The organism is Streptomyces sp. NBC_00259 (assembly GCF_036181745.1).
Taxonomy (GTDB): domain Bacteria; phylum Actinomycetota; class Actinomycetes; order Streptomycetales; family Streptomycetaceae; genus Streptomyces; species Streptomyces pratisoli.
Window position 1 is genome coordinate 1,223,259 of sequence record NZ_CP108080.1, and the last position, 18,370, is coordinate 1,241,628.

The window sequence follows — 18,370 nt, forward strand, 5'->3', positions numbered from 1 at the left end:
GAGCGTACGCCCCCGCGCGGCGCCGTCCCGCGCGACCTCCTGCCTGGGCAGTACCGCTACAGCAGCCCGTCGGCGATCGTGCCGAGCGAGAGAGCCGGGAGGAAGTTGAGCAGCGCCAGGATGACGGACGCCGCCGTGGCCAGGACCACGAAGTTGGCTCCCTGGGCGCGGAAGGTGCCCGCGGTGACGATCCCCGGCTGCTGCCCGGCGAGGCGGCCGGCCAGCGCCAGGACGCAGACCATCGGCAGATAGCGTCCGACCGGCATCGCCACCACCATCAGCAGGTTGTGGAAGTCGGTGGCGCCGTTGAAGCCCGCCATCGCACTGCCGTTGCTGTTGGTGTTGCTGGTGTACGCGTAGATGAGCTCGGTCAGTCCGTGCGCACCCGGGTTGCCCATCGACGTCTGGCCGTGGCCCAGCGCGAGCGCGAGACCCACGCACCCGAGGATCACGGTGGGCGGGATCAGCGCGTACACGACGACCCACCGCATCTCCGCGAACCCGATCCGCTTGCGCAGGTACTCGGGCGTGCGGCCGACCATCAGACCACCGATGAAGACGGCCACCAGGACCACCATGATCAGGCCGTAGAGCCCGCTGCCGGTGCCGCCGGGGGCGATCTCGCCGAGCATCATCGCGGCCAGCAGCACACCTCCGCCGAGGCTGGAGAAGCTGTCGTACGCGGAGTTGGCCGCGCCGTCGGCGGAGCCCGTGGCGGCCACGCCGAAGAGCGTGGAGCCCGGGATGCCGAAGCGTGTCTCGGTGCCCTCGTACGGACCGCCGACCGCCTCCGTGACCGTCCCGGTGTGGGTGCTCTGCGCGAGCGAGGCCGCGGCGAGCAGCAGGCCGAAGAGGATGCCGACGACCGTGAGGAGCGTCCAGCTGTGCTTCAGGCCGCCGGTCATCCGGCCGAACATGCGGATGCAGGCCGTGGGGACGAGCAGCATCAGCACGATCTCGAAGGCGTTCGTCCACGCCGAGGGGTTCTCGAAAGGGTGGGCGCTGTTGGCGTTGAAGACACCGCCGCCGTCACCGGAGAAGAGCTTGAGCCCCTCCCACGAGGCCGCCGGTCCCTCGAGCAGGGTCTGCCGGCCCCCCGCGACCGTGGTGACGGTCTGGCCGCCGCCGAGGCCCTGGACCACGCCGCCGGCCATCAGGACCAGTCCGGCGACGACCGCGATCGGCACCAGGACGCGGAAGACGGTGCGCAGCAGGTCGGTCCAGAAGTTGCCGAGATCGCCCGTCGAACGGCGGACCAGGCCCCGGATCAGGGCGAGGGCCGCGCAGATGCCGACGGCCGCCGAGGCGAACGCCTGGACGCCCAGGCCGGCCATGACGGCGAGGTGGCCGGTCGTCGACTCACCCGCGTAGTTCTGCCAGCTGGTGTTGGTCGTGAAGGAGACGGCCGTGTGCAGCGCGAGCCGCCACGGCATGCCCTCGTGCCCCGTCGACCAGGGCAGCCGGCCCTGGACGGTGAAGAGGGCGAAGAGCGCGGCGATGCTCACGAAGGAGAACGCCAGCAGAGCCGTCAGATAGTGCCGCCAGGTCTGCTCCTTGTCCGGGTCGATGCCGCAGACGCGGTAGAGGGCCTTCTCCGCCCGCGCGTGCTTGCCGCCGTCGAGGGCGCGGGCCATGTAGTCGCCGAGCGGGACGTGCAGCCCCACCACCACGGCGAGAACGAGCGATGCCTGGATCCAGGCCGCCATGATCAGGCTCCCTGCTTCGGGGACGGCACCGGGTGGGTGCGGTCGAGCGCGATGTTGAGTTCGACGACGTTGACGCCCGGCTCGCCGAGCACACCGAGCGCCCGCCCGGTGGTGTACCGCGCGATCAGCTCGCGGACGGCGGCCTCGTCCATGGACCGCTCACGCGCGATGCGCGGCGCCTGCAGCTCGGCGTACGCCGGGCTGATGTGCGGGTCGAGACCGCTCGCGCTCGCGGTGACCGCGTCGGCCGGCACCTTCGGGTGCGCAGGTGCCTCACCGCGTACGGGCACGGCCGTGGCGCGGCTGTAGTCCGCGCCGTCCTTGGCGCATTCGACGGCAACATCCTGATAGGAGCCGAGGAACGGCCGTGCGGGGCAGGGCTGGTTGAGGCTGACGACGCGGGTGACTCGTCCGCTCGTGCCGCCGTCGTGGAAGACGCCGAGGACCGCGCCGACGCCGTCGTCCGTGCAGTACGGACGCGAGCCGTCGACGCCTTCGAGGTCGCCGACCGCCTTGCTGCGCCCGCACACCAGGGTCAGCAGGCTCGGCTTGTCCGCGGTGTCCACGACGGACTCCGGGCCCTGGTTGCCGGCCGCGGACGCCGCGGCGTCGTAGCCCGTACCGGCGTTGGAGGGCCGGGACTGGAAGTACCGCGTGAGCGGGTTGCCCTCGGCGTCGGTGAAGGACTGGCCGATCAGCGAGCTGCCGGCCGGCCTGCCGTCGGCCCCGGTGATACGGGAGCCCTCCGCCCTGCCGTCCAGGCCGGGCACCTGGGCGAAGGCCGTCATCGCGAGCGGATAGGCCAGACCGGTCAGCAGCGTGAGGACGAGGACCACCCGGAGCGCTGCGATGTGCTGGGCGAGCCAGTGCGGGATGCGTGTCATGTCAGATCCCCGGGATGAACTGGACGAGGGCGACGTCAATGAACTTGATGGCCAGGAAGGGCGCGACGATGCCGCCGAGTCCGTAGATCCACAGATTGCGGGTGAGCAGGGCCGAGGCGCTGCTGGGCCGGTAGCGCACGCCGCGCAGGGCGAGCGGGATCAGCGCCACGATGACCACCGCGTTGAAGACGACGGCGGACAGGATCGCGGACAGCGGCGAGTGCAGGCCCATGATGTCGAGGCTGCCGAGCCCCGGGTACACCGCGACGAACATCGCGGGCAGGATCGCGAAGTACTTGGCGATGTCGTTGGCGATCGAGAAGGTCGTCAACGCGCCGCGGGTGATCAGCAGTTGCTTGCCGATCTCGACGATCTCGATGATCTTCGTGGGGTCGGAGTCGAGGTCGACCATGTTGCCGGCCTCTTTGGCGGCCGAGGTGCCGGTGTTCATGGCCACGCCGACGTCCGCCTGGGCCAGCGCCGGGGCGTCGTTCGTACCGTCGCCGGTCATGGCGATGAGATGGCCGCCGGCTTGCTCGCGCTTGATCAGGTCGAGTTTGTCCTCGGGGGTGGCCTCGGCGAGGAAGTCGTCGACGCCCGCCTCCTCGGCGATCGCCTTGGCGGTCACGGGGTTGTCGCCGGTGACCATCACCGTACGGATGCCCATCCGGCGCAGTTCGTCGAAGCGCTCGCGCAGCCCGGGCTTGACGACGTCCTTGAGGTGGACGACGCCGAGCACCTGGGCCGAGCCGCCGTCCCGTTCCGCCACGACCAGGGGGGTGCCGCCGGAGGCCGAGACCTCGTCGACGGTCTCGTCCAGCGCCGCCGGGATCTCGCCGCCGTGCTCGCGCACCCAGGCCGCGACCGATGCCGCGGCGCCCTTGCGCAGTTGCCGGCCTCCCCCGCGCTGCGGCCGGAGGGTGTCCCCGGGCAGGTCGACGCCGGACATCCGGGAGGCGGCGGTGAACGGCACCCACTCGGCGCCGTCCACGGTCCGGTCGGTCAGCCAGTGCTTCTCGTAGGCGTACGCGACGATCGAGCGGCCCTCGGGTGTGTCGTCGGCGAGGCTGGACAGCAGCGCGGCCTTCGCGAGGCGCTCCACCGGCACTTGGCCGACCGGCAGGAACGCGCTCGCCCGCCGGTTGCCGAAGGTGATCGTGCCGGTCTTGTCGAGCAGCAGCGTGTTCACGTCGCCCGCGGCCTCGACCGCCCGTCCCGACATGGCGAGGACGTTGCGCTGGACGAGGCGGTCCATGCCGGCGATGCCGATCGCGGAGAGCAGCGCGCCGATGGTCGTCGGGATCAGACAGACCAGCAGCGAGACCAGCACGATGCCGGTGACGCCGTCGGCGGTCAGGGCCGCGGTGTCGGGGGCGGCCGCCATGGCGTCCTTGGAGAAGATCGCCATCGGCTGCAGGGTGACGACCGCGACCAGGAAGACGAAGGTCAGCATGACGAGCAGCAGGTTGAGCGCCAGCTCGTTGGGGGTCTTCTGCCGGTTGGCGCCTTCGACCAGGGAGATCATCCGGTCCAGGAAGCTTCCCCCGGGCTCCTGGGTGATCCGCACGACGAGCCGGTCGGAGAGCACACGGGTGCCGCCGGTGACGGCGCTGCGGTCGCCTCCGGACTCGCGGATGACCGGCGCGGACTCACCGGTGATGGCGGACTCGTCGACGCTCGCGGCGCCCTCGACGACATCGCCGTCACCGGGGACCAGTGCCCCGGCCGGTACGGACACGATGTCGCCGCGCCGCAGTTCCGCGGCGGCGACGGCCTCTTCGACCCAGGCGCCGGCCGCCGCACCGGGCTCCCAGCCGGCCAGCCGGCGCGCCGTGGTCTGCTGCCGGGTCCTGCGCAGCGAGTCGGCCTGCGCCTTGCCGCGGCTTTCGGCCACGGCCTCGGCGAGGTTGGCGAAGACCACCGTGAGCCAGAGCCAGCCGGTGATCAGCCAGCCGAAGAGCGTCGGATGGAAGACCGCGATGCCGGTGGTGAGCGCGGCTCCGACCTCGGTGACGAACATGACCGGGTTACGGAACAGGGCCACCGGGTTCAGCTTGCGCAGCGCCTGCGGGAACGCACGCCACAGTTGCGCCGGATCGAGCATGCCGGCGCCGACGCGGCGCGGGCGCTCGGGTCCCGGCGGGACGGCGTCCGGTACGGGCGCGGGGCGGACCTGCGCGGGAGCGGACATCAGAAACGCTCCGGCTTGATCAGGGCCACCACGAGGTAGGCCAGCAGGGCGACGGCCGCGATCAGGCCGACGGTGTTTTCGACGGTCATCGAGAACTCGTCCTCAGATAAGGGATGTTCATGGATCTTTCGGGCGGCATGCGGCATGGCTCGTGTACGGGAGGAGCAGGGCTCCGCCGAGGGGGTGGGGTGTCTGGGGGGCGGCGACTACAGGCCGATGTCGCGGCTGCTCATGCCGGCAGGCGATTCACGGCGTACGAGCGCCCGGGCACGACCGTCCAGGGCGACACGGTCGGGCCGCCGGTTCCGCGGCGTGGCGGGGACACGGAGGGCCGCGCGGGGGCCGGGGCGGAGAACTCCCAGGGGCTCGGCGAGAGCGCGCAGCGCGGGCTCGGAGAGCCTGACGAAGGCCTGGTCCTCGCCCAGAGTGGCGAGGAGCTTCTGCTGCGAGGTGAAGCCCACGGCACGGCGGCAGCCCAGCGGACTGCGGAAGAACATGCCAGTACTGCCCGAGGGGCCCGGCCGGACGGGCACGAAGAGAGGTCCGGCCGGGACGCGTTCAGAGGGCTCGGGGTCCTCGGAATGGTCTACTGGAGACATGGTTCCGCTCCTCGGGAGGCCAATACGCCACCCGACCGGTCCGGCCGGATGTACTCCGGAGACGCTATGCCCACGGGTCAGCGCACCGGCCCCCTCGCTGACGGATGCTTGACGGCAAGAGCCTCACCACTTACGCGGCTCTTACAGCCCACGCCCGCTCCAGTTGATGCCGATCATGAGTCCCTCCCGGGCGACATCGGGCAGTTCGCGGGCGCGCCAGTCTTCCAGGGACATGGATTCGACCCGTAGCCCATGCCCCCAGATCTTCGCCGCCCTCTGGGCGCGGGCCGAGGTCGACTACAGCTCGCGCCACGCGCCCAGATCGCCGGGCGCCCCCGTTCGGATGAAGTCGTGCACCAGGGCCCACGCACGATCCAGACTCAGGACACGGTCGCCGGTGAACGCGGTCAGGTCGTCCACGATCGGAACGTCGACCGCGGCACCCGACGTCACGCTGCCGTCTCCCACCAGAAGCGACATCGCCTCGGAGCCATCGATCAGATGCATGACCGCATGATCGCCTCGGAAGCCGAGGGTCAACTGGGGAAGCTCGCTGCTCGGCAAGCGAACCTCGAGGTACCCCTGACCACGAGCACGCAGCTGGGAGAAGCGGTCCGACAGCCCCCTCACGTCCGAACTTCTCTCACCCGGGGAGAACCGTCCCGACTCGGGTGACGTCGCCGCCCACATCACTCTCAGCTTCCCGTCTCCACCGTTCATCTCCTTTACCCCCGCCACGGGCCCGGGATCCCGTGCGGGGACCGAAGACCGGTGTCGCGCCGACGGCAGTCGCCACCCACCACCGGTGAAGTCAGCCCGTGCGCCGCAGCAGGGCCAGGTACATCGCGTCCGTGCCGTGCAGGTGCGGCCAGAGCTGGACGTCCGGGCCGTCGCCCAGGGCCGGGACGCCGGGCATCAGCGGGCGGGCGTCGATCCACTCGGCCTGCGCGGGCTCGCCGCCGCGGCCCTTGAGGACGTCCTCGACGACGACCCGGGTCTCGGCGAGATGCGGGGAGCAGGTGGCGTAGCCGACGACTCCGCCGACGCGGACCGCCTGCAGCGCCTCGCGGAGCAGGGTCCGCTGGAGCGGGGCGAAGCCGTCCAGGTCCTCGGGGCGGCGGCGCCAGCGGGCCTCGGGGCGGCGGCGCAGCGCGCCGAGGCCCGAGCAGGGGACGTCGACGAGGACACGGTCGAAGGTGCCGGGCAGCCACGGCGGGCGGGTGCCGTCGGCCGCGATGACCTGGTACGGGCCCGGGTTGCCGGCCAGCGCCCGCTCGACGAGGCGGGCGCGATGCGGCTGCTTCTCGGAGGCCAGCAGATGAGCCCCGCGCTCCGCGGCCAGCGCGCCGAGCAGCGCCGCCTTGCCACCGGGCCCCGCGCAACCGTCGAGCCAGCGTGCGTCGGCGCCGTCCAGGGGCGCGTTGGCCAGGGCGATCGCGACGAGCTGGCTGCCCTCGTCCTGGACTCCGGCCCGGCTCTCCTGGACGGGCGCGAGCGCGCCCGGCTCACCGCCCTCGGTCAGCCGTACCGCGTACGGGGACCAGCGCCCCGGCAGTCCGGCCTCCTCGCCGAGCAGGTCCAGCAGCTCGTCGGTCGTGGCCCGGCCCGGCCGGGCCACCAGGGTCACCTCAGGCCGCTCGTTGTCGGCCTCCAGCAGGTCCTCGATCCCGGCGCGGCCGCCTCCGAGCGCGTCCCACAGGGCCGAGACGACCCACCGGGGGTGCGAGTGCACCACGGCCAGATGATCCTCGGCGTCGTCCTCGTACGGCGGCGCGACCCGCTCCAGCCAGCCGTCGAGGTCGTGCTGCGAGATCTTCCGCAGCACGGCGTTGACGAACTTGGCCCGCCCGTCGCCGAGTACCACGCGCGCCAGCTCGACGGTCGCCGACACCGCGGCGTGCGTCGGGATGCGCGTCCCCAGCAGCTGATGTGCGCCGAGCGAGAGCACGTCCAGCACGGGCGGATCGACCTCGCGCAGCGGCCGGTCGACGCACTCGGCGATGATCGCGTCGTACGTCCCCTGCCGCCGCAGCGTCCCGTACACCAGCTCGGTGGCGAGCGCCGCGTCCCGGCTGTCGAAATCGTCCTGCTCACGGGCCTTCCGCAGCAGCGGGGGCAGGACGAGATTGGCGTACGCGTCCCGCTCGTCCACGGCCCGCAGCGCGTCGAACGCGAGGACCCGTACGGGGTCCTTCTTGGGGCGGCGGTACGGCTTGTGGGGACGGCGACGGCTCTGCTCGCTCAAAAGGTGCTCCGCGTTTCTGAAAGGGTCGAACCCCTTCAGCGTACGTCGGCGGCACCCAGCTGTTCGCCCGGGGCGATCCGCACCCCTCGGGCCCAGTCGGCGGCCCGCATCGGCTTCTTGCCCTGCGGCTGCACCCAGTGCAGTTCGACGGCGTGCGAGCCGGTGCCCGCGTGCACATGGTTCTTGCCGACCGAGAGCTCACCGGGCGCCAGGTCCGTACGGTCCGGGAGCGGCTGGACGTTGACCAGCTTCAGCCGCTCGCCCCGGAAGACCGTCCACGCACCGGGCGCGGGCGTGCAGCCGCGGACCAGCCGGTCGACCCGGAGCGCGGGCGCGTGCCAGTCCACATGCGCGTCCTCGACGTTGATCTTCGGGGCGAGGGTGACGCCGTCGGCGGGCTGCGGAACGGCCTTGAGCGTCCCGTCCTCGATGCCGTCCATCGTCGCGGCGAGCAGTCCGGCACCCGCGAAGGCGAGCCGGGTGAGCAGATCACCGCTGGTGTCCGTCGGACGCACATGCTCGGTGATCACCCCGTAGACGGGTCCCGAGTCGAGCCCCTCCTCGATCTGGAACGTCGAGGCGCCTGTCATGTCGTCACCCGCGAGGATCGCGTGCTGCACGGGCGCCGCGCCGCGCCAGGCGGGCAGCAGGGAGAAGTGCAGATTGACCCACCCGCGGGCCGGGACGTCCAGCGCGGCCTTGGGCAGCAGCGCGCCGTAGGCGACGACGGGGCAGCAGTCCGGGGCGATCTCGCGCAGCCGGGCGAGGAAGTCCTCGTCGCGCGGCCTGGCCGGCTTGAGGACCTCGATCCCCGCGTCGTGCGCGCGCTGCGCGACGGGGCTCGCGACGAGCCGCCGGCCGCGGCCCGCGGGGGCGTCCGGCCGGGTGACGACCGCGGCGACCTCGTGCCGGTCCGAGGCGATGAGGGCATCCAGGGCGGGTACGGCGACCTCGGGGGTGCCTGCGAAGACAAGTTTCACTGGTATTACCTCGCTCTGTGTGCCGGGATGCTCGCGCGACGCACCAGTCTATTTGGCCCCACCGACAGGGGGCGCACGGACGGCCGCGCGCCCCACGCGTAGTCCCTTGCACCCTTGCACCGTGACCACAATGCCCGCTGGCGCGTTGGTCAAGAGAGATTGACCGAATCGGGCAGCTCCGGTGCGGCCCGACCCTTTTCAACGCCGGTTCGAGAGGCTTGTTCATGGCCGACCACGCAACCCACGACGCCCAAGCCCGGGCGAGTCTGCATCTGTTGGTGCGGGACATCGAGCGGGTCCGCCGGCAGGTGGACGCTCTGCGCACGCTCACGGCCCAGTTGGGCAACGTCTACCGTCCACGTCGCTCCGGTCCGTCCACGGGCTTCGTCGTCTATGGCAGGGCCCCCGCTCCGACCGTCCGTCTCGCGCAGGAACTGCGGGACAGCGTCGAGACGTTGGTGACCGCGGCGGTGGACTTCGACCGTTCGCTTGGCTTCTCGTGGGACGCGGTGGGCTCGGCGCTGGGTGTGACGAAGCAGGCCGTGCACCGCCGTTACGGGTCACGGCGCACCGCACCGCAGCCCGCCGCCACGGTCCCGGCGGAGCCGGAGCCGGGGGCGACGCGCACGATGCCGGTCGCCCCCGCGGTGCCCGCGGCGCGCTCCATGCCGCCGCAGCCCGCGCCGAGCGCTCACGCTCTCCGCGAGGAGGTCCGCCCGAGCGCCTTCCCCGGCCCGCGCAACGGCTGACCCCCTCATCCCGGCCGCCCCGGTGCACCTCACTGGTGCGCCGGGGCGGTGCTGTGCGGGCGCGGTGCTGTGCACGCGTCATGGTCCGCTGGTGGACGGTGGGGCGTCGCCGTTCCGTCCGGCGGTCCCGTGCGCCGGCACGCTGCGGCACCGGTCACCGGAGATCCGGCCGCGTCCGCCCCTGCGAGAACCACACCTCAGCCGATGTCCGGAGGGTCCACCCGGATGCGGACCGGGTCACCGCCCGTCCGGGCCAGCCGGGCGGCCTGCGCCGACTTCAGCGCGGCGGCCAGCGCCGCCCCGCTCCCCGGCGGTACGCGCAGCAGCACCCGCTCCCACTGCTCCCCCGGCCGGGGTCCCCCCTGCGCGGCCGGCGGAGGATCGCCGGCCCGGCGCGGCCGCCCGGCGGGCACCGGCGGCAACGGCACCGGCCCGAGCACCTCCGCGTCGCCCGGCAGTGACGCCGTGGCCAGGAACTCCGCCACCGCCTCCGCGCGCCCGGTCAGCGACGCCATCCGCGACACCGGCGGAAAGCCCAGCTCCGCCCGCTCGGCCAGCTCCCGCTGGGCATGGCCGACGGGATCCCATCGCACCAGGGCCTGCACCGGCCGCAGCGTGGGCTCGGCGACGACCACGACCGTGCCGCCCTCCGCCTGGCCACGGACCAGCGACGCCGCGGCCGTCCAGCGCCGCAGGGCCTCCTCACCCGCCCGAAGATCGGGCCGCCCGAGCATCGCCCAGCCGTCGAGCAGCAGCGCGGCCGCGTACCCGCCCTCCGCGACGGGCTCCGCGCCCGGTGTGCTGACGACCAGGGCCGGCCGGTCGGGCACCGAGTCCAGCACATGGTCACGCCCGGACGTCCGCACCGGCACCGCCGGGAACGCGCGCCCCAGCTCCTCCGCCGTGCGCCGCGCGCCGACCACCTGGGCCCGCAGCCGGACCCCGCCGCACTCCGCGCAGTGCCACCCCGTCGCGTCCCGTGCACACCAGCCGCACCGCAGGTCCCGCTCCTCAGGGGCCTCCAGCGGCCCGGAGCAGTGCCTGCAACGCGCGGGCGCACGGCACCGCTCACAGGCCAGCCGCGGTACGTAGCCGCGCCGGGGCACCTGGACCAGTACCGGACCCGTCCGCAGTCCGTCGCGCACGGTCTGCCAGGCGAGCGAAGGAAGCCGGGCGGCCCGGGCCGCCTCGTCGCGCGCGAGCTCGCCGTCGCCGACCGTGCGGATCAGGGGCGCGGCACGGCGGACCTCCTCACGGTCCGCGGCCAGCGGGCGCGCCCAGCCGGTCTCGAGGAGCTGGGCGGCCTCCACCGTGCAGCTCGTGCCGCCGAGCAGGAACCCGCACCGTTCGTGGGCCGCGCGCAGCAGCAGCACCTCGCGTGCGTGTGGCAGCGGGGCGTGCGGCTCGCTGTGGCTGGAGTCGCCGTCGTCCCATATCGCGACGAGCCCCAGGTCCTGGACGGGGGCGAACATCGCCGCCCGTGTCCCCACCACCGCCCGCACGGACCCGCGCCGTACCGCCAGCCACTGCCCGTACCGCTTCTCCGGGCCGGCCTCCGCGGTCAGCACCGCGTGCCTCCCCTGGCCGAGCAGAGCGGTCAGCGCGTCGTCGACCCGGGCGGCGGCCCTGCCGTCCGGTACGACGACGAGCGCGCCCCGCCCGGAGGCGAGGGTGGCGGCGACGGCCCTCGCCAGTTCCTCCGCCCAGTGCGGCCCCGGCAGCGCGGTCCATACGGCCCTCGGTGCGCCCCCGCCCGCCAGGGCCTCCAGGAACGCGGGGCCCCGCCCGTACCGCCGCCAGGTCCCGGCCTCCGGCGCACCCGGCGGCGGGAGTGGCTCGGGTGACGGCTTCGACTCGGCCCGCGCGCTCCTCGGCGGCACGGCGAGCTGCAGCACATCGGCCAGACTGCCCGCATACCGGTCGGCGACCGCTCTGGCCAGCGTGAGCAGCCCGGGGCTCAGCACCGGTTCGGGCGAGACGACGCCGGCGAGCGCGGCGAGCGGACCGGAGTAGTCGGACTCGTCCCGCCGCTCGACGATGAACCCGTCGATCAGCCGCCCGCCCTCACGCCGCCCGTCCCGCACCTGGTGCGCCCCGGCCCCGAACCGCACCCGGACCCGGACCCCCGGCTGTGCGGCCTCGTCCAGCTCCTCGGGCACCGCGTAGTCGAAGAACTGGTCGAGGTGCAGCACTCCCTTGTTCACGACGACCCGCGCCACGGGCCGCTCCTGGGCCAGCGCGGCCCCCCGCCACGTCCGCGGCTTGGCCCGCGGCACCTTCGCCTTCCGCACGGTCTCCCGAATGAGCGCAAGCTGCTCCGGCGGACCGTCCCCGGGCCGCGAGGAACGTTCGTTGTCGCTGCTCACAGCCAAATTCCTACCAGACCCCACCGACAACGTCCGCCGTGCGGCCCACGCCCGGACCCGGAGCGGTGACGGCGGGCGACGGGCACACACCTCGCCACACGCCGGGCCGGGCGGGCCGGCGCCAGGAGACACGCGCCCGCCCCCGGAGACACGAGAGCCCCGGACCGTCCCGGTCCGGGGCTCTCGCTCAGCTCGCTGTCTGTCGCTTACAGACCCGCCGCCGCGCGCAGCGCGTCCACGCGGTCCGTGCGCTCCCAGGTGAAGTCCGGCAGCTCACGCCCGAAGTGGCCGTAGGCCGCGGTCTGGGCGTAGATCGGGCGGAGCAGGTCGAGGTCGCGGATGATCGCGGCCGGGCGGAGGTCGAAGACCTCCGCGATGGCGTTCTCGATCTTGTCGACGTCGACAGCGGCCGTGCCGAAGGTCTCGACGAAGAGGCCGACGGGCTCGGCCTTGCCGATCGCGTACGCGACCTGGACCTCACAGCGGGAGGCGAGGCCGGCGGCCACGACGTTCTTGGCGACCCAGCGCATCGCGTAGGCGGCGGAGCGGTCGACCTTGGACGGGTCCTTGCCGGAGAAGGCGCCGCCACCGTGGCGGGCCATGCCGCCGTAGGTGTCGATGATGATCTTGCGGCCGGTGAGGCCGGCGTCGCCCATCGGGCCGCCGATCTCGAAGCGGCCGGTCGGGTTGACCAGCAGGCGGTAGCCGTCGGTGTCCAGCTTGATGCCGTCCTCGACGAGCTGCTTCAGCACGTGCTCGACGACGAACTCACGGATGTCGGGCGCCAGCAGCGAGTCCAGGTCGATGTCGGAGGCGTGCTGCGAGGAGACCACGACCGTGTCGAGGCGGACGGCCTTGTCGCCGTCGTACTCGATGGTGACCTGGGTCTTGCCGTCGGGGCGCAGGTAGGGGATGGTCCCGTTCTTGCGCACCTCGGAGAGGCGGCGGGAGAGCCGGTGCGCCAGGTAGATCGGCAGCGGCATCAGCTCGGGCGTCTCGTCGCACGCGTACCCGAACATCAGGCCCTGGTCGCCGGCGCCCTGCTTGTCGAGCTCGTCGTCGTCACCCTCGACACGGCTCTCGTACGCCGTGTCGACGCCCTGCGCGATGTCGGGCGACTGGGAGCCGATGGACACCGAGACGCCACAGGAGGCGCCGTCGAAGCCCTTCTTCGAGGAGTCGTAGCCGATCTCGAGGACCTTGTTGCGCACCAGGGTGGGGATGTCGGCCCACGCCTTGGTGGTCACCTCGCCGGCCACGTGCACGAGACCGGTGGTGATCAAGGTCTCCACGGCGACGCGGGACGAGGGGTCCTCGCGCAGCAGTGCGTCGAGAATGGTGTCGCTGATCTGGTCAGCAATCTTGTCGGGGTGACCCTCGGTGACGGACTCCGAGGTGAACAGGCGACGGGACACAACGCTCCCTGGGGTTGCAGCGGCTGCTGGCTGATCATTGGCGGACCGGCCGGGGGGCTGCGCCCCGCGTCGTTCCGAGGGACAGTTTATCGGGACCTTCCGCCGACCGGACCCCGCGTCTCGCCACGTGGGAGCCAAACAACACGGGATTCGTCCGAATCAGCTCGGTGATCGGCCCGCGCACACGGCCGGACGGACGGGTTTCGACGCATTTGGCGGTACCGACGGCGGGGTTGAGAAATTCATCCCGGATTCACCCATGTGCGCGCGTGTCTCCCCATGAGCCGCACGAGAGCCGCTCGACATGAGTAGTACGTCACACCACGTGGTGGTAGGTCACCCCGGACTGGGTGGTAGGTCACACCCGACACGGTGGTACGTCACGCCAGGCGCGGCGCCACCAGGTCCCACACCGTGTCCGCCAGGCCTTCCTTCGGCCCGTACGGGACGGGCGTCTCGCCGCCGTCCGCCGCCAGGACCACGGCCTCGTTGGTCTCGGAGCCGAAGGTCTTGCGCTCCCCCACCTCGTTGACGACCAGCAGGTCGCAGCCCTTGCGCCGGAGCTTCTCGCGGCCGTTGACGAGAACGTCGTCGGTCTCGGCGGCGAAGCCGACCACGACCTGCCCCGGCCGTGCCCGGTCGGCGGAGATCTCGGCGAGGATGTCGGGGTTGCGCACCAGCGTGATCGGTGCGGGCTCCTGGCCGTCCTTCTTCTTGATCTTGCCTTCTGCGTACACCGCGGGGCGGAAGTCGGCGACGGCCGCCGCCATCACCACCGCGTCGGCGTCGGCGGCCGCCTTGAGCACGGCCTCACGCAGTTGCACGGCGGTGCCGACGTGGACGACGTCGACGCCCGCCGGGTCGGCCATGCCGGTGTTGGCCTCGATCAGCGTCACCCGCGCGCCCCGGGCCGCGGCGGTACGGGCCAGCGCGTAGCCCTGCTTGCCGGAGGAACGGTTGCCCAGGTAGCGGACGGGGTCGAGCGGCTCACGGGTGCCGCCGGCGCTGACCACGACATGGCGGCCGACGAGGTCGGGAGCGGCGACGCCACGGGCCAGCACCCTGCGACAGGCCTCGAAGATCTCGCCGGGCTCGGGGAGCCGGCCCTTGCCGGTGTCGACGCCGGTGAGCCGGCCGACCGCGGGCTCGATCACGACCGCGCCGCGGCGGCGCAGCGTCGCCACGTTCTCCTGGGTGGCGGGGTGCTCCCACATCTCGGTGTGCATGGCGGGCGCGAAGACGACCGGACACCGGGCGGTGAGCAGCGTGTTGGTGAGGAGGTCGTCGGCGATGCCGTGGGCGGCCTTCGCCAGCATGTCGGCGGTGGCCGGCGCGACCACGACGAGGTCGGCGCCCTGTCCGATGCGGACGTGCGGCACCTCGTGGACGTCGGACCAGACCTCCGTGGAGACCGGGTGCCCCGAGAGCGCCGACCAGGTCGCGGCGCCGACGAAATGGAGCGCGGAGGCGGTGGGCACGACCCGGACGTCGTGCCCGGACTCGGTCAGCCGGCGCAGCAGCTCGCACGCCTTGTAGGCGGCGATGCCGCCGCTGACACCCAGAACGACCTTCGGCTTGTCCACTGCGTCTCCCGCTCCCACTGATGACGACCCGCCGATGACGAGAACCCGCGGATGACGATTCGTACGCCTCTATGACACACCACAGGCCCGGCGGACGTACCGCCGGGCCTGGGATGAAGCGAACGTGCGCCTTACTGGGCCGGGCCCTCGATGGCCTCGGAGGTCAGCAGACCCGCGTTGATCTCGCGCAGGGCGATCGAGAGCGGCTTCTCGTGGACGTGGGTGTCCACCAGCGGACCGACGTACTCGAGAAGGCCTTCACCGAGCTGCGAGTAGTACGCGTTGATCTGGCGCGCGCGCTTGGCCGCGTAGATGACCAGGCTGTACTTCGAGTCGGTGGCCTCGAGGAGCTCGTCGATCGGCGGGTTGATGATGCCCTCGGGCGCGGTGATGGAAGAGGACACGCTCTAGCCTTCCGAAGAAACTTCTGGGAAATCGAACAAGATCAGACAACTGCCATCAAGGCTAGCAGCTCGCGCGCCACGTCCTCGACGGAGGTGTTGACCAGGGTGGTGTCGAACTCGGCCTCCGCGGCCAGCTCGACCTTCGCCGCTTCGAGGCGGCGCTCGATCACATCGGGAGACTCGGTTCCCCGGCCGGTGAGCCGGCGGACCAGTTCGTCCCAGCTCGGCGGGGCCAGGAAGACCAGCTGGGAGTCCGGCATCGACTCCTTGACCTGCCGGGCGCCCTGGAGATCGATCTCCAGCAGCACCGGCTCGCCGGCCTCGAGGCGCTCCAGCACCGCACGGCGCGGGGTGCCGTAGCGATTGCCCGCGAATTCTGCCCATTCCAGGAGCTCGCCGTTGGCGATCAGCTTGTCGAATTCATCGTCGCCGACGAAGAAATACTGGACGCCGTGACGCTCGCCTGGGCGCGGCTTACGGGTGGTGGCCGACACCGAGAGCCATACCTCGGGGTGGACCTTGCGCATATGGGCGACGACCGTGCTCTTACCGACCCCGGAGGGGCCGGAGAGCACGGTCAGCCGCGGACGTACCTCTGCTGCCATGCAGCGATTATCCAGGTTCTCGGGAGTGCCCGGGAACGTCAGGCGGCGCCGCCGCCGAACTCGCGCTCGAGCGACGCGATCTGGTTGGACCCGAGACCCCGCACACGGCGGCTCTCGGAGATGCCGAGTCGCTCCATGATCTGCTTGGCACGGACCTTGCCCACGCCGGGGAGGGACTCGAGCAGGGCGGAGACCTTCATCTTGCCGATGACGTTGTTCTCCTGGCCCTGCTTGATGACCTCGTGGAGGGAGGCGCCGGAGTGCTTGAGTCGATTCTTGACCTCGGCCCGCTCCCGGCGAGCCGCGGCGGCCTTTTCGAGCGCGGCTGCGCGCTGTTCAGGGGTAAGGGGCGGAAGAGCCACGCCTACGTCACCTCGGATGTCGAACTGTCGGATACGGACCGGTGAGGAACCTAGTCGCCCCACACCAGGCGAGCAACGAGCAACGCACTGGTCGTTGCATCGCTGGCTCTCGACGGAGACTAGCGGCCGAGACCGCTCCAGTCAGCGAGAACAGCGGAAAAGTCCTGGTCAGCATCGGCCGACTTGGATATTCCAGACATACCGACCCTGTTTCTGTCAAGAAATCGTCCATGAGAGACGCGCATGACACCCCGGTCGAGCGGTCGGGCGGACCTCCGGCGACCCTTCGCAGGGACCCGGCGGGCCCGCCCGGGAGCCCTACGCGCCGTCGACCGCCGCCCGTACCTCGTCGCTGAAGCGTGCCGCCGCCTCCCGCAGCGCGGCGGCGTCCGGACCGTGCCGCAGCACGCCACGGCTCACGCTCGGGACGACGTTGCGCACGGCCGGGCCGAAGACGCCCGGCAGATCGGCCGGGGTCGCGCCCTGGGCGCCGATGCCGGGCGCGAGGAGCGGACCGTTGATGTCCAGGTCCACGCCCGCCTCGCCGAGCGTGGCGCCGACGACCGCGCCGACCGAGCCCATCGGATCCGCTCCGGCGTTCTCGTCCGCCATGTGGTTCAGCATGAGCTGGGCGAGCGACACGCCGCCCGCCGCCGTGGCGCGCTGGACCTCGGCGCCCTCCGGGTTGGAGGTCAGGGCCAGGACGAAGATCCCGCAGCCGTTGATCACGGCCTGGTCCAGCGCCGGGCGCAGCGATCCGAAGCCGAGGTACGGCGAGACCGTGACCGCGTCCGAGAACAGCGGCGAGTCCTTGCGCAGGTACGCCTCGGCGTACGCGCCCATGGTCGAGCCGATGTCGCCGCGCTTGGCGTCCATCAGGACCAGGGCGCCGGCGGCCCTGGACTCCTCGACGGCCTTCTCCAGGACCGCGATGCCGCGCGAGCCGAAGCGCTCGAAGAACGCGGACTGCGGCTTGAGGACGGCGACCCGGTCGGCGAGCGCCTCGACGACCGTACGGGTGAAGCGCTCCAGGCCGGTGATGTCGTCGTTCAGCCCCCACGCGGTCAGCAGCGAGGCGTGCGGGTCGATCCCGACGCACAGCGGCCCGCGCGTGTCCATGGCGTGGCGCAGTCGGGCACCGAAGGGTGCCGAGGTCTCCAGGGGGCTCATGCGGTGGCTGCCTTTCGGGTCTCGGCGCCGACGGCCTCGGCGAGGGTGGCGTACGGGCTCGCGGCCAGGCGGGCGGCGAGGCCCTTGTGGACGGCACGGGCGTAGAACGGGCCCTCGTAGATGAAGGCGCTGTAGCCCTGGACGAGCGTGGCGCCGGCGAGGATGCGCTGCCAGGCGTCCTCGGCGTTCTCGATGCCGCCGACGCCGACGAGGGTGATACGGGTCCCCACGCGCGCGTACAGGCGGCGCAGCACCTCCAGGGAGCGCTCCTTGAGGGGGGCGCCGGACAGCCCGCCGGTCTCCTTCACGAGCTCCTGGCCGGACGTCAGGCCGAGGCCGTCGCGGGCGATGGTGGTGTTGGTGGCGATGATCCCGTCCAGGCCGAGTTCGACGGCCAGGTCGGCGACGGCGTCGACGTCCTCGTCGGCGAGATCCGGCGCGATCTTGACGAGCAGCGGGACGCGGCGTTCGGTGACGGTGCGGTCGGCCGCCTCGCGCACGGCACTGAGCAGCGGGCGCAGAGATTCGGTGGCCTGGAGGTTGCGCAGACCGGGCGTGTTCGGCGAGCTGACGTTGACCACGAGGTAGTCGGCGTACGGGGCGAGCCGCTCCGTCGAGATCACGTAGTCGCCGACGGCCTCCTCCTCCGGGACGACCTTGGTCTTGCCGATGTTGACGCCGACGATCGTGCGGAAGATCTCGTGGCGGGTGGCGAGGCGGGCGGCGACCGCGGCGGAGCCCTCGTTGTTGAAGCCCATGCGGTTGATCAGCGCCCGGTCGGGAACGAGGCGGAAGAGCCGCTTCCTGGGGTTGCCGGGCTGGGGCTGCGCCGTGACCGTACCGATCTCGATGTGGTCGAAGCCGAGCATCGACATGCCGTCGATGGCGACGGCGTTCTTGTCGAAGCCGGCCGCGAGTCCGAACGGGCCGTGCATGCGCAGGCCGAGCGCCTCGGTGCGCAGTTCCTTGTGGCGGGGGGCGAGGGCGGCGGCGACGAACGTGCGCAGCACGGGGACGCGGACCGCGAGGCGGATCCAGCGGAAGGCGAGGTGGTGGGCCGCCTCCGGGTCCATCCGCTTGAAGACCAGGTTGAAGAACAGCTTGTACATGT

At 72.1% G+C, this 18,370-nt stretch carries 17 protein-coding genes; 1 reads left to right on the forward strand and 16 read right to left on the reverse strand.

Translation table 11 applies throughout. The annotated features are described in order from the left end of the window. Positions 1 to 56: 56 nt before the first annotated feature. From kdpA to fmt, 8 genes are all read right to left on the reverse strand, one after another. Complete coding sequence (gene kdpA / locus OG766_RS05435) at positions 57 to 1,706, reverse strand: potassium-transporting ATPase subunit KdpA (protein ID WP_266375840.1); 1,650 nt, start codon at positions 1,704 to 1,706, stop codon at positions 57 to 59. 2 nt (positions 1,707 to 1,708) lie between these two features. Further along, positions 1,709 to 2,590 (reverse strand): potassium-transporting ATPase subunit C, encoded by an 882-nt coding sequence (locus OG766_RS05440; protein WP_266375838.1) that lies wholly within the window; start codon positions 2,588 to 2,590, stop codon positions 1,709 to 1,711. 1 nt (position 2,591) lies between these two features. Next, positions 2,592 to 4,781, reverse strand: coding sequence for a potassium-transporting ATPase subunit KdpB (gene kdpB / locus OG766_RS05445; protein ID WP_443045445.1), 2,190 nt, complete (start codon positions 4,779 to 4,781; stop codon positions 2,592 to 2,594). Beyond that, entirely contained in the window at positions 4,781 to 4,870 is a 90-nt protein-coding gene (gene kdpF / locus OG766_RS05450; protein ID WP_266375836.1) for a K(+)-transporting ATPase subunit F, read from the reverse strand. The genes kdpB and kdpF overlap by 1 nt, the downstream gene beginning before the upstream one ends. A 117-nt stretch (positions 4,871 to 4,987) precedes the next feature. Further along, positions 4,988 to 5,380 carry an SAV_915 family protein gene (locus OG766_RS05455; RefSeq protein ID WP_328724672.1) on the reverse strand — a complete coding sequence of 131 codons (393 nt, stop codon included), beginning with the start codon at positions 5,378 to 5,380 and terminating at the stop codon, positions 4,988 to 4,990. A gap of 297 nt (positions 5,381 to 5,677) precedes the next feature. After that, positions 5,678 to 5,887 (reverse strand): hypothetical protein, encoded by a 210-nt coding sequence (locus OG766_RS05460; RefSeq protein WP_328724673.1) that lies wholly within the window; start codon positions 5,885 to 5,887, stop codon positions 5,678 to 5,680. 304 nt (positions 5,888 to 6,191) lie between these two features. Beyond that, the gene (locus OG766_RS05465; RefSeq protein WP_328724674.1) at positions 6,192 to 7,625 is read right to left on the reverse strand and encodes an RsmB/NOP family class I SAM-dependent RNA methyltransferase; all 1,434 of its coding nucleotides are present in this window, start codon (positions 7,623 to 7,625) and stop codon (positions 6,192 to 6,194) included. 35 nt (positions 7,626 to 7,660) lie between these two features. After that, positions 7,661 to 8,605, reverse strand: coding sequence for a methionyl-tRNA formyltransferase (gene fmt, locus OG766_RS05470; RefSeq protein ID WP_328724675.1), 945 nt, complete (start codon positions 8,603 to 8,605; stop codon positions 7,661 to 7,663). Positions 8,606 to 8,829: 224 nt separating this feature from the next. Here fmt and OG766_RS05475 point away from each other — a divergent pair, with 224 nt between their 5' ends. Next, the gene (locus OG766_RS05475) at positions 8,830 to 9,354 is read left to right on the forward strand and encodes a hypothetical protein (RefSeq protein ID WP_266375828.1); all 525 of its coding nucleotides are present in this window, start codon (positions 8,830 to 8,832) and stop codon (positions 9,352 to 9,354) included. Between the two features lie 197 nt (positions 9,355 to 9,551). Here the strand turns inward: OG766_RS05475 and OG766_RS05480 are convergent, their stop codons facing one another. From OG766_RS05480 to OG766_RS05515, 8 genes are all read right to left on the reverse strand, one after another. Further along, positions 9,552 to 11,720 (reverse strand): primosomal protein N', encoded by a 2,169-nt coding sequence (locus tag OG766_RS05480; protein ID WP_266375827.1) that lies wholly within the window; start codon positions 11,718 to 11,720, stop codon positions 9,552 to 9,554. A gap of 206 nt (positions 11,721 to 11,926) precedes the next feature. Next, the gene (gene metK, locus OG766_RS05485) at positions 11,927 to 13,135 is read right to left on the reverse strand and encodes a methionine adenosyltransferase (RefSeq protein ID WP_266375826.1); all 1,209 of its coding nucleotides are present in this window, start codon (positions 13,133 to 13,135) and stop codon (positions 11,927 to 11,929) included. A gap of 380 nt (positions 13,136 to 13,515) precedes the next feature. Next, on the reverse strand, positions 13,516 to 14,718 hold the full coding sequence (coaBC, locus tag OG766_RS05490) for a bifunctional phosphopantothenoylcysteine decarboxylase/phosphopantothenate--cysteine ligase CoaBC (RefSeq protein ID WP_266375825.1): 1,203 nt from the start codon (positions 14,716 to 14,718) through the stop codon (positions 13,516 to 13,518). 131 nt (positions 14,719 to 14,849) lie between these two features. After that, entirely contained in the window at positions 14,850 to 15,122 is a 273-nt protein-coding gene (gene rpoZ, locus OG766_RS05495; protein WP_005319902.1) for a DNA-directed RNA polymerase subunit omega, read from the reverse strand. Positions 15,123 to 15,163: 41 nt separating this feature from the next. Continuing rightward, positions 15,164 to 15,727, reverse strand: coding sequence for a guanylate kinase (gene gmk / locus OG766_RS05500; protein ID WP_266375823.1), 564 nt, complete (start codon positions 15,725 to 15,727; stop codon positions 15,164 to 15,166). Positions 15,728 to 15,765: 38 nt separating this feature from the next. Then, complete coding sequence (locus tag OG766_RS05505; protein WP_093658266.1) at positions 15,766 to 16,089, reverse strand: integration host factor; 324 nt, start codon at positions 16,087 to 16,089, stop codon at positions 15,766 to 15,768. A gap of 318 nt (positions 16,090 to 16,407) precedes the next feature. Continuing rightward, on the reverse strand, positions 16,408 to 17,259 hold the full coding sequence (gene pyrF / locus OG766_RS05510; RefSeq protein WP_266375822.1) for an orotidine-5'-phosphate decarboxylase: 852 nt from the start codon (positions 17,257 to 17,259) through the stop codon (positions 16,408 to 16,410). Next, the gene (locus OG766_RS05515; protein ID WP_328724676.1) at positions 17,256 to 18,368 is read right to left on the reverse strand and encodes a quinone-dependent dihydroorotate dehydrogenase; all 1,113 of its coding nucleotides are present in this window, start codon (positions 18,366 to 18,368) and stop codon (positions 17,256 to 17,258) included. Before OG766_RS05515 ends, pyrF begins: the two co-directional genes overlap by 4 nt. Positions 18,369 to 18,370 lie beyond the last annotated feature (2 nt).

Excerpts from the sequence above, each read along its gene's own strand:
- OG766_RS05475 (WP_266375828.1), top strand. The coding sequence starts at position 8,830 with ATGGCCGACCACGCAACCCACGACGCCCAAGCCCGGGCGAGTCTGCAT.
- OG766_RS05440 (WP_266375838.1), bottom strand. The coding sequence starts at position 2,590 with ATGACACGCATCCCGCACTGGCTCGCCCAGCACATCGCAGCGCTCCGG.
- gmk (WP_266375823.1), bottom strand. The coding sequence starts at position 15,727 with ATGGCAGCAGAGGTACGTCCGCGGCTGACCGTGCTCTCCGGCCCCTCC.
- OG766_RS05515 (WP_328724676.1), bottom strand. The coding sequence starts at position 18,368 with ATGTACAAGCTGTTCTTCAACCTGGTCTTCAAGCGGATGGACCCGGAG.
- kdpA (WP_266375840.1), bottom strand. The coding sequence starts at position 1,706 with ATGGCGGCCTGGATCCAGGCATCGCTCGTTCTCGCCGTGGTGGTGGGG.
- OG766_RS05460 (WP_328724673.1), bottom strand. The coding sequence starts at position 5,887 with ATGCATCTGATCGATGGCTCCGAGGCGATGTCGCTTCTGGTGGGAGAC.
- kdpB (WP_443045445.1), bottom strand. The coding sequence starts at position 4,781 with ATGTCCGCTCCCGCGCAGGTCCGCCCCGCGCCCGTACCGGACGCCGTC.
- kdpF (WP_266375836.1), bottom strand. The coding sequence starts at position 4,870 with ATGACCGTCGAAAACACCGTCGGCCTGATCGCGGCCGTCGCCCTGCTG.
- pyrF (WP_266375822.1), bottom strand. The coding sequence starts at position 17,259 with ATGAGCCCCCTGGAGACCTCGGCACCCTTCGGTGCCCGACTGCGCCAC.
- OG766_RS05455 (WP_328724672.1), bottom strand. The coding sequence starts at position 5,380 with ATGTCTCCAGTAGACCATTCCGAGGACCCCGAGCCCTCTGAACGCGTC.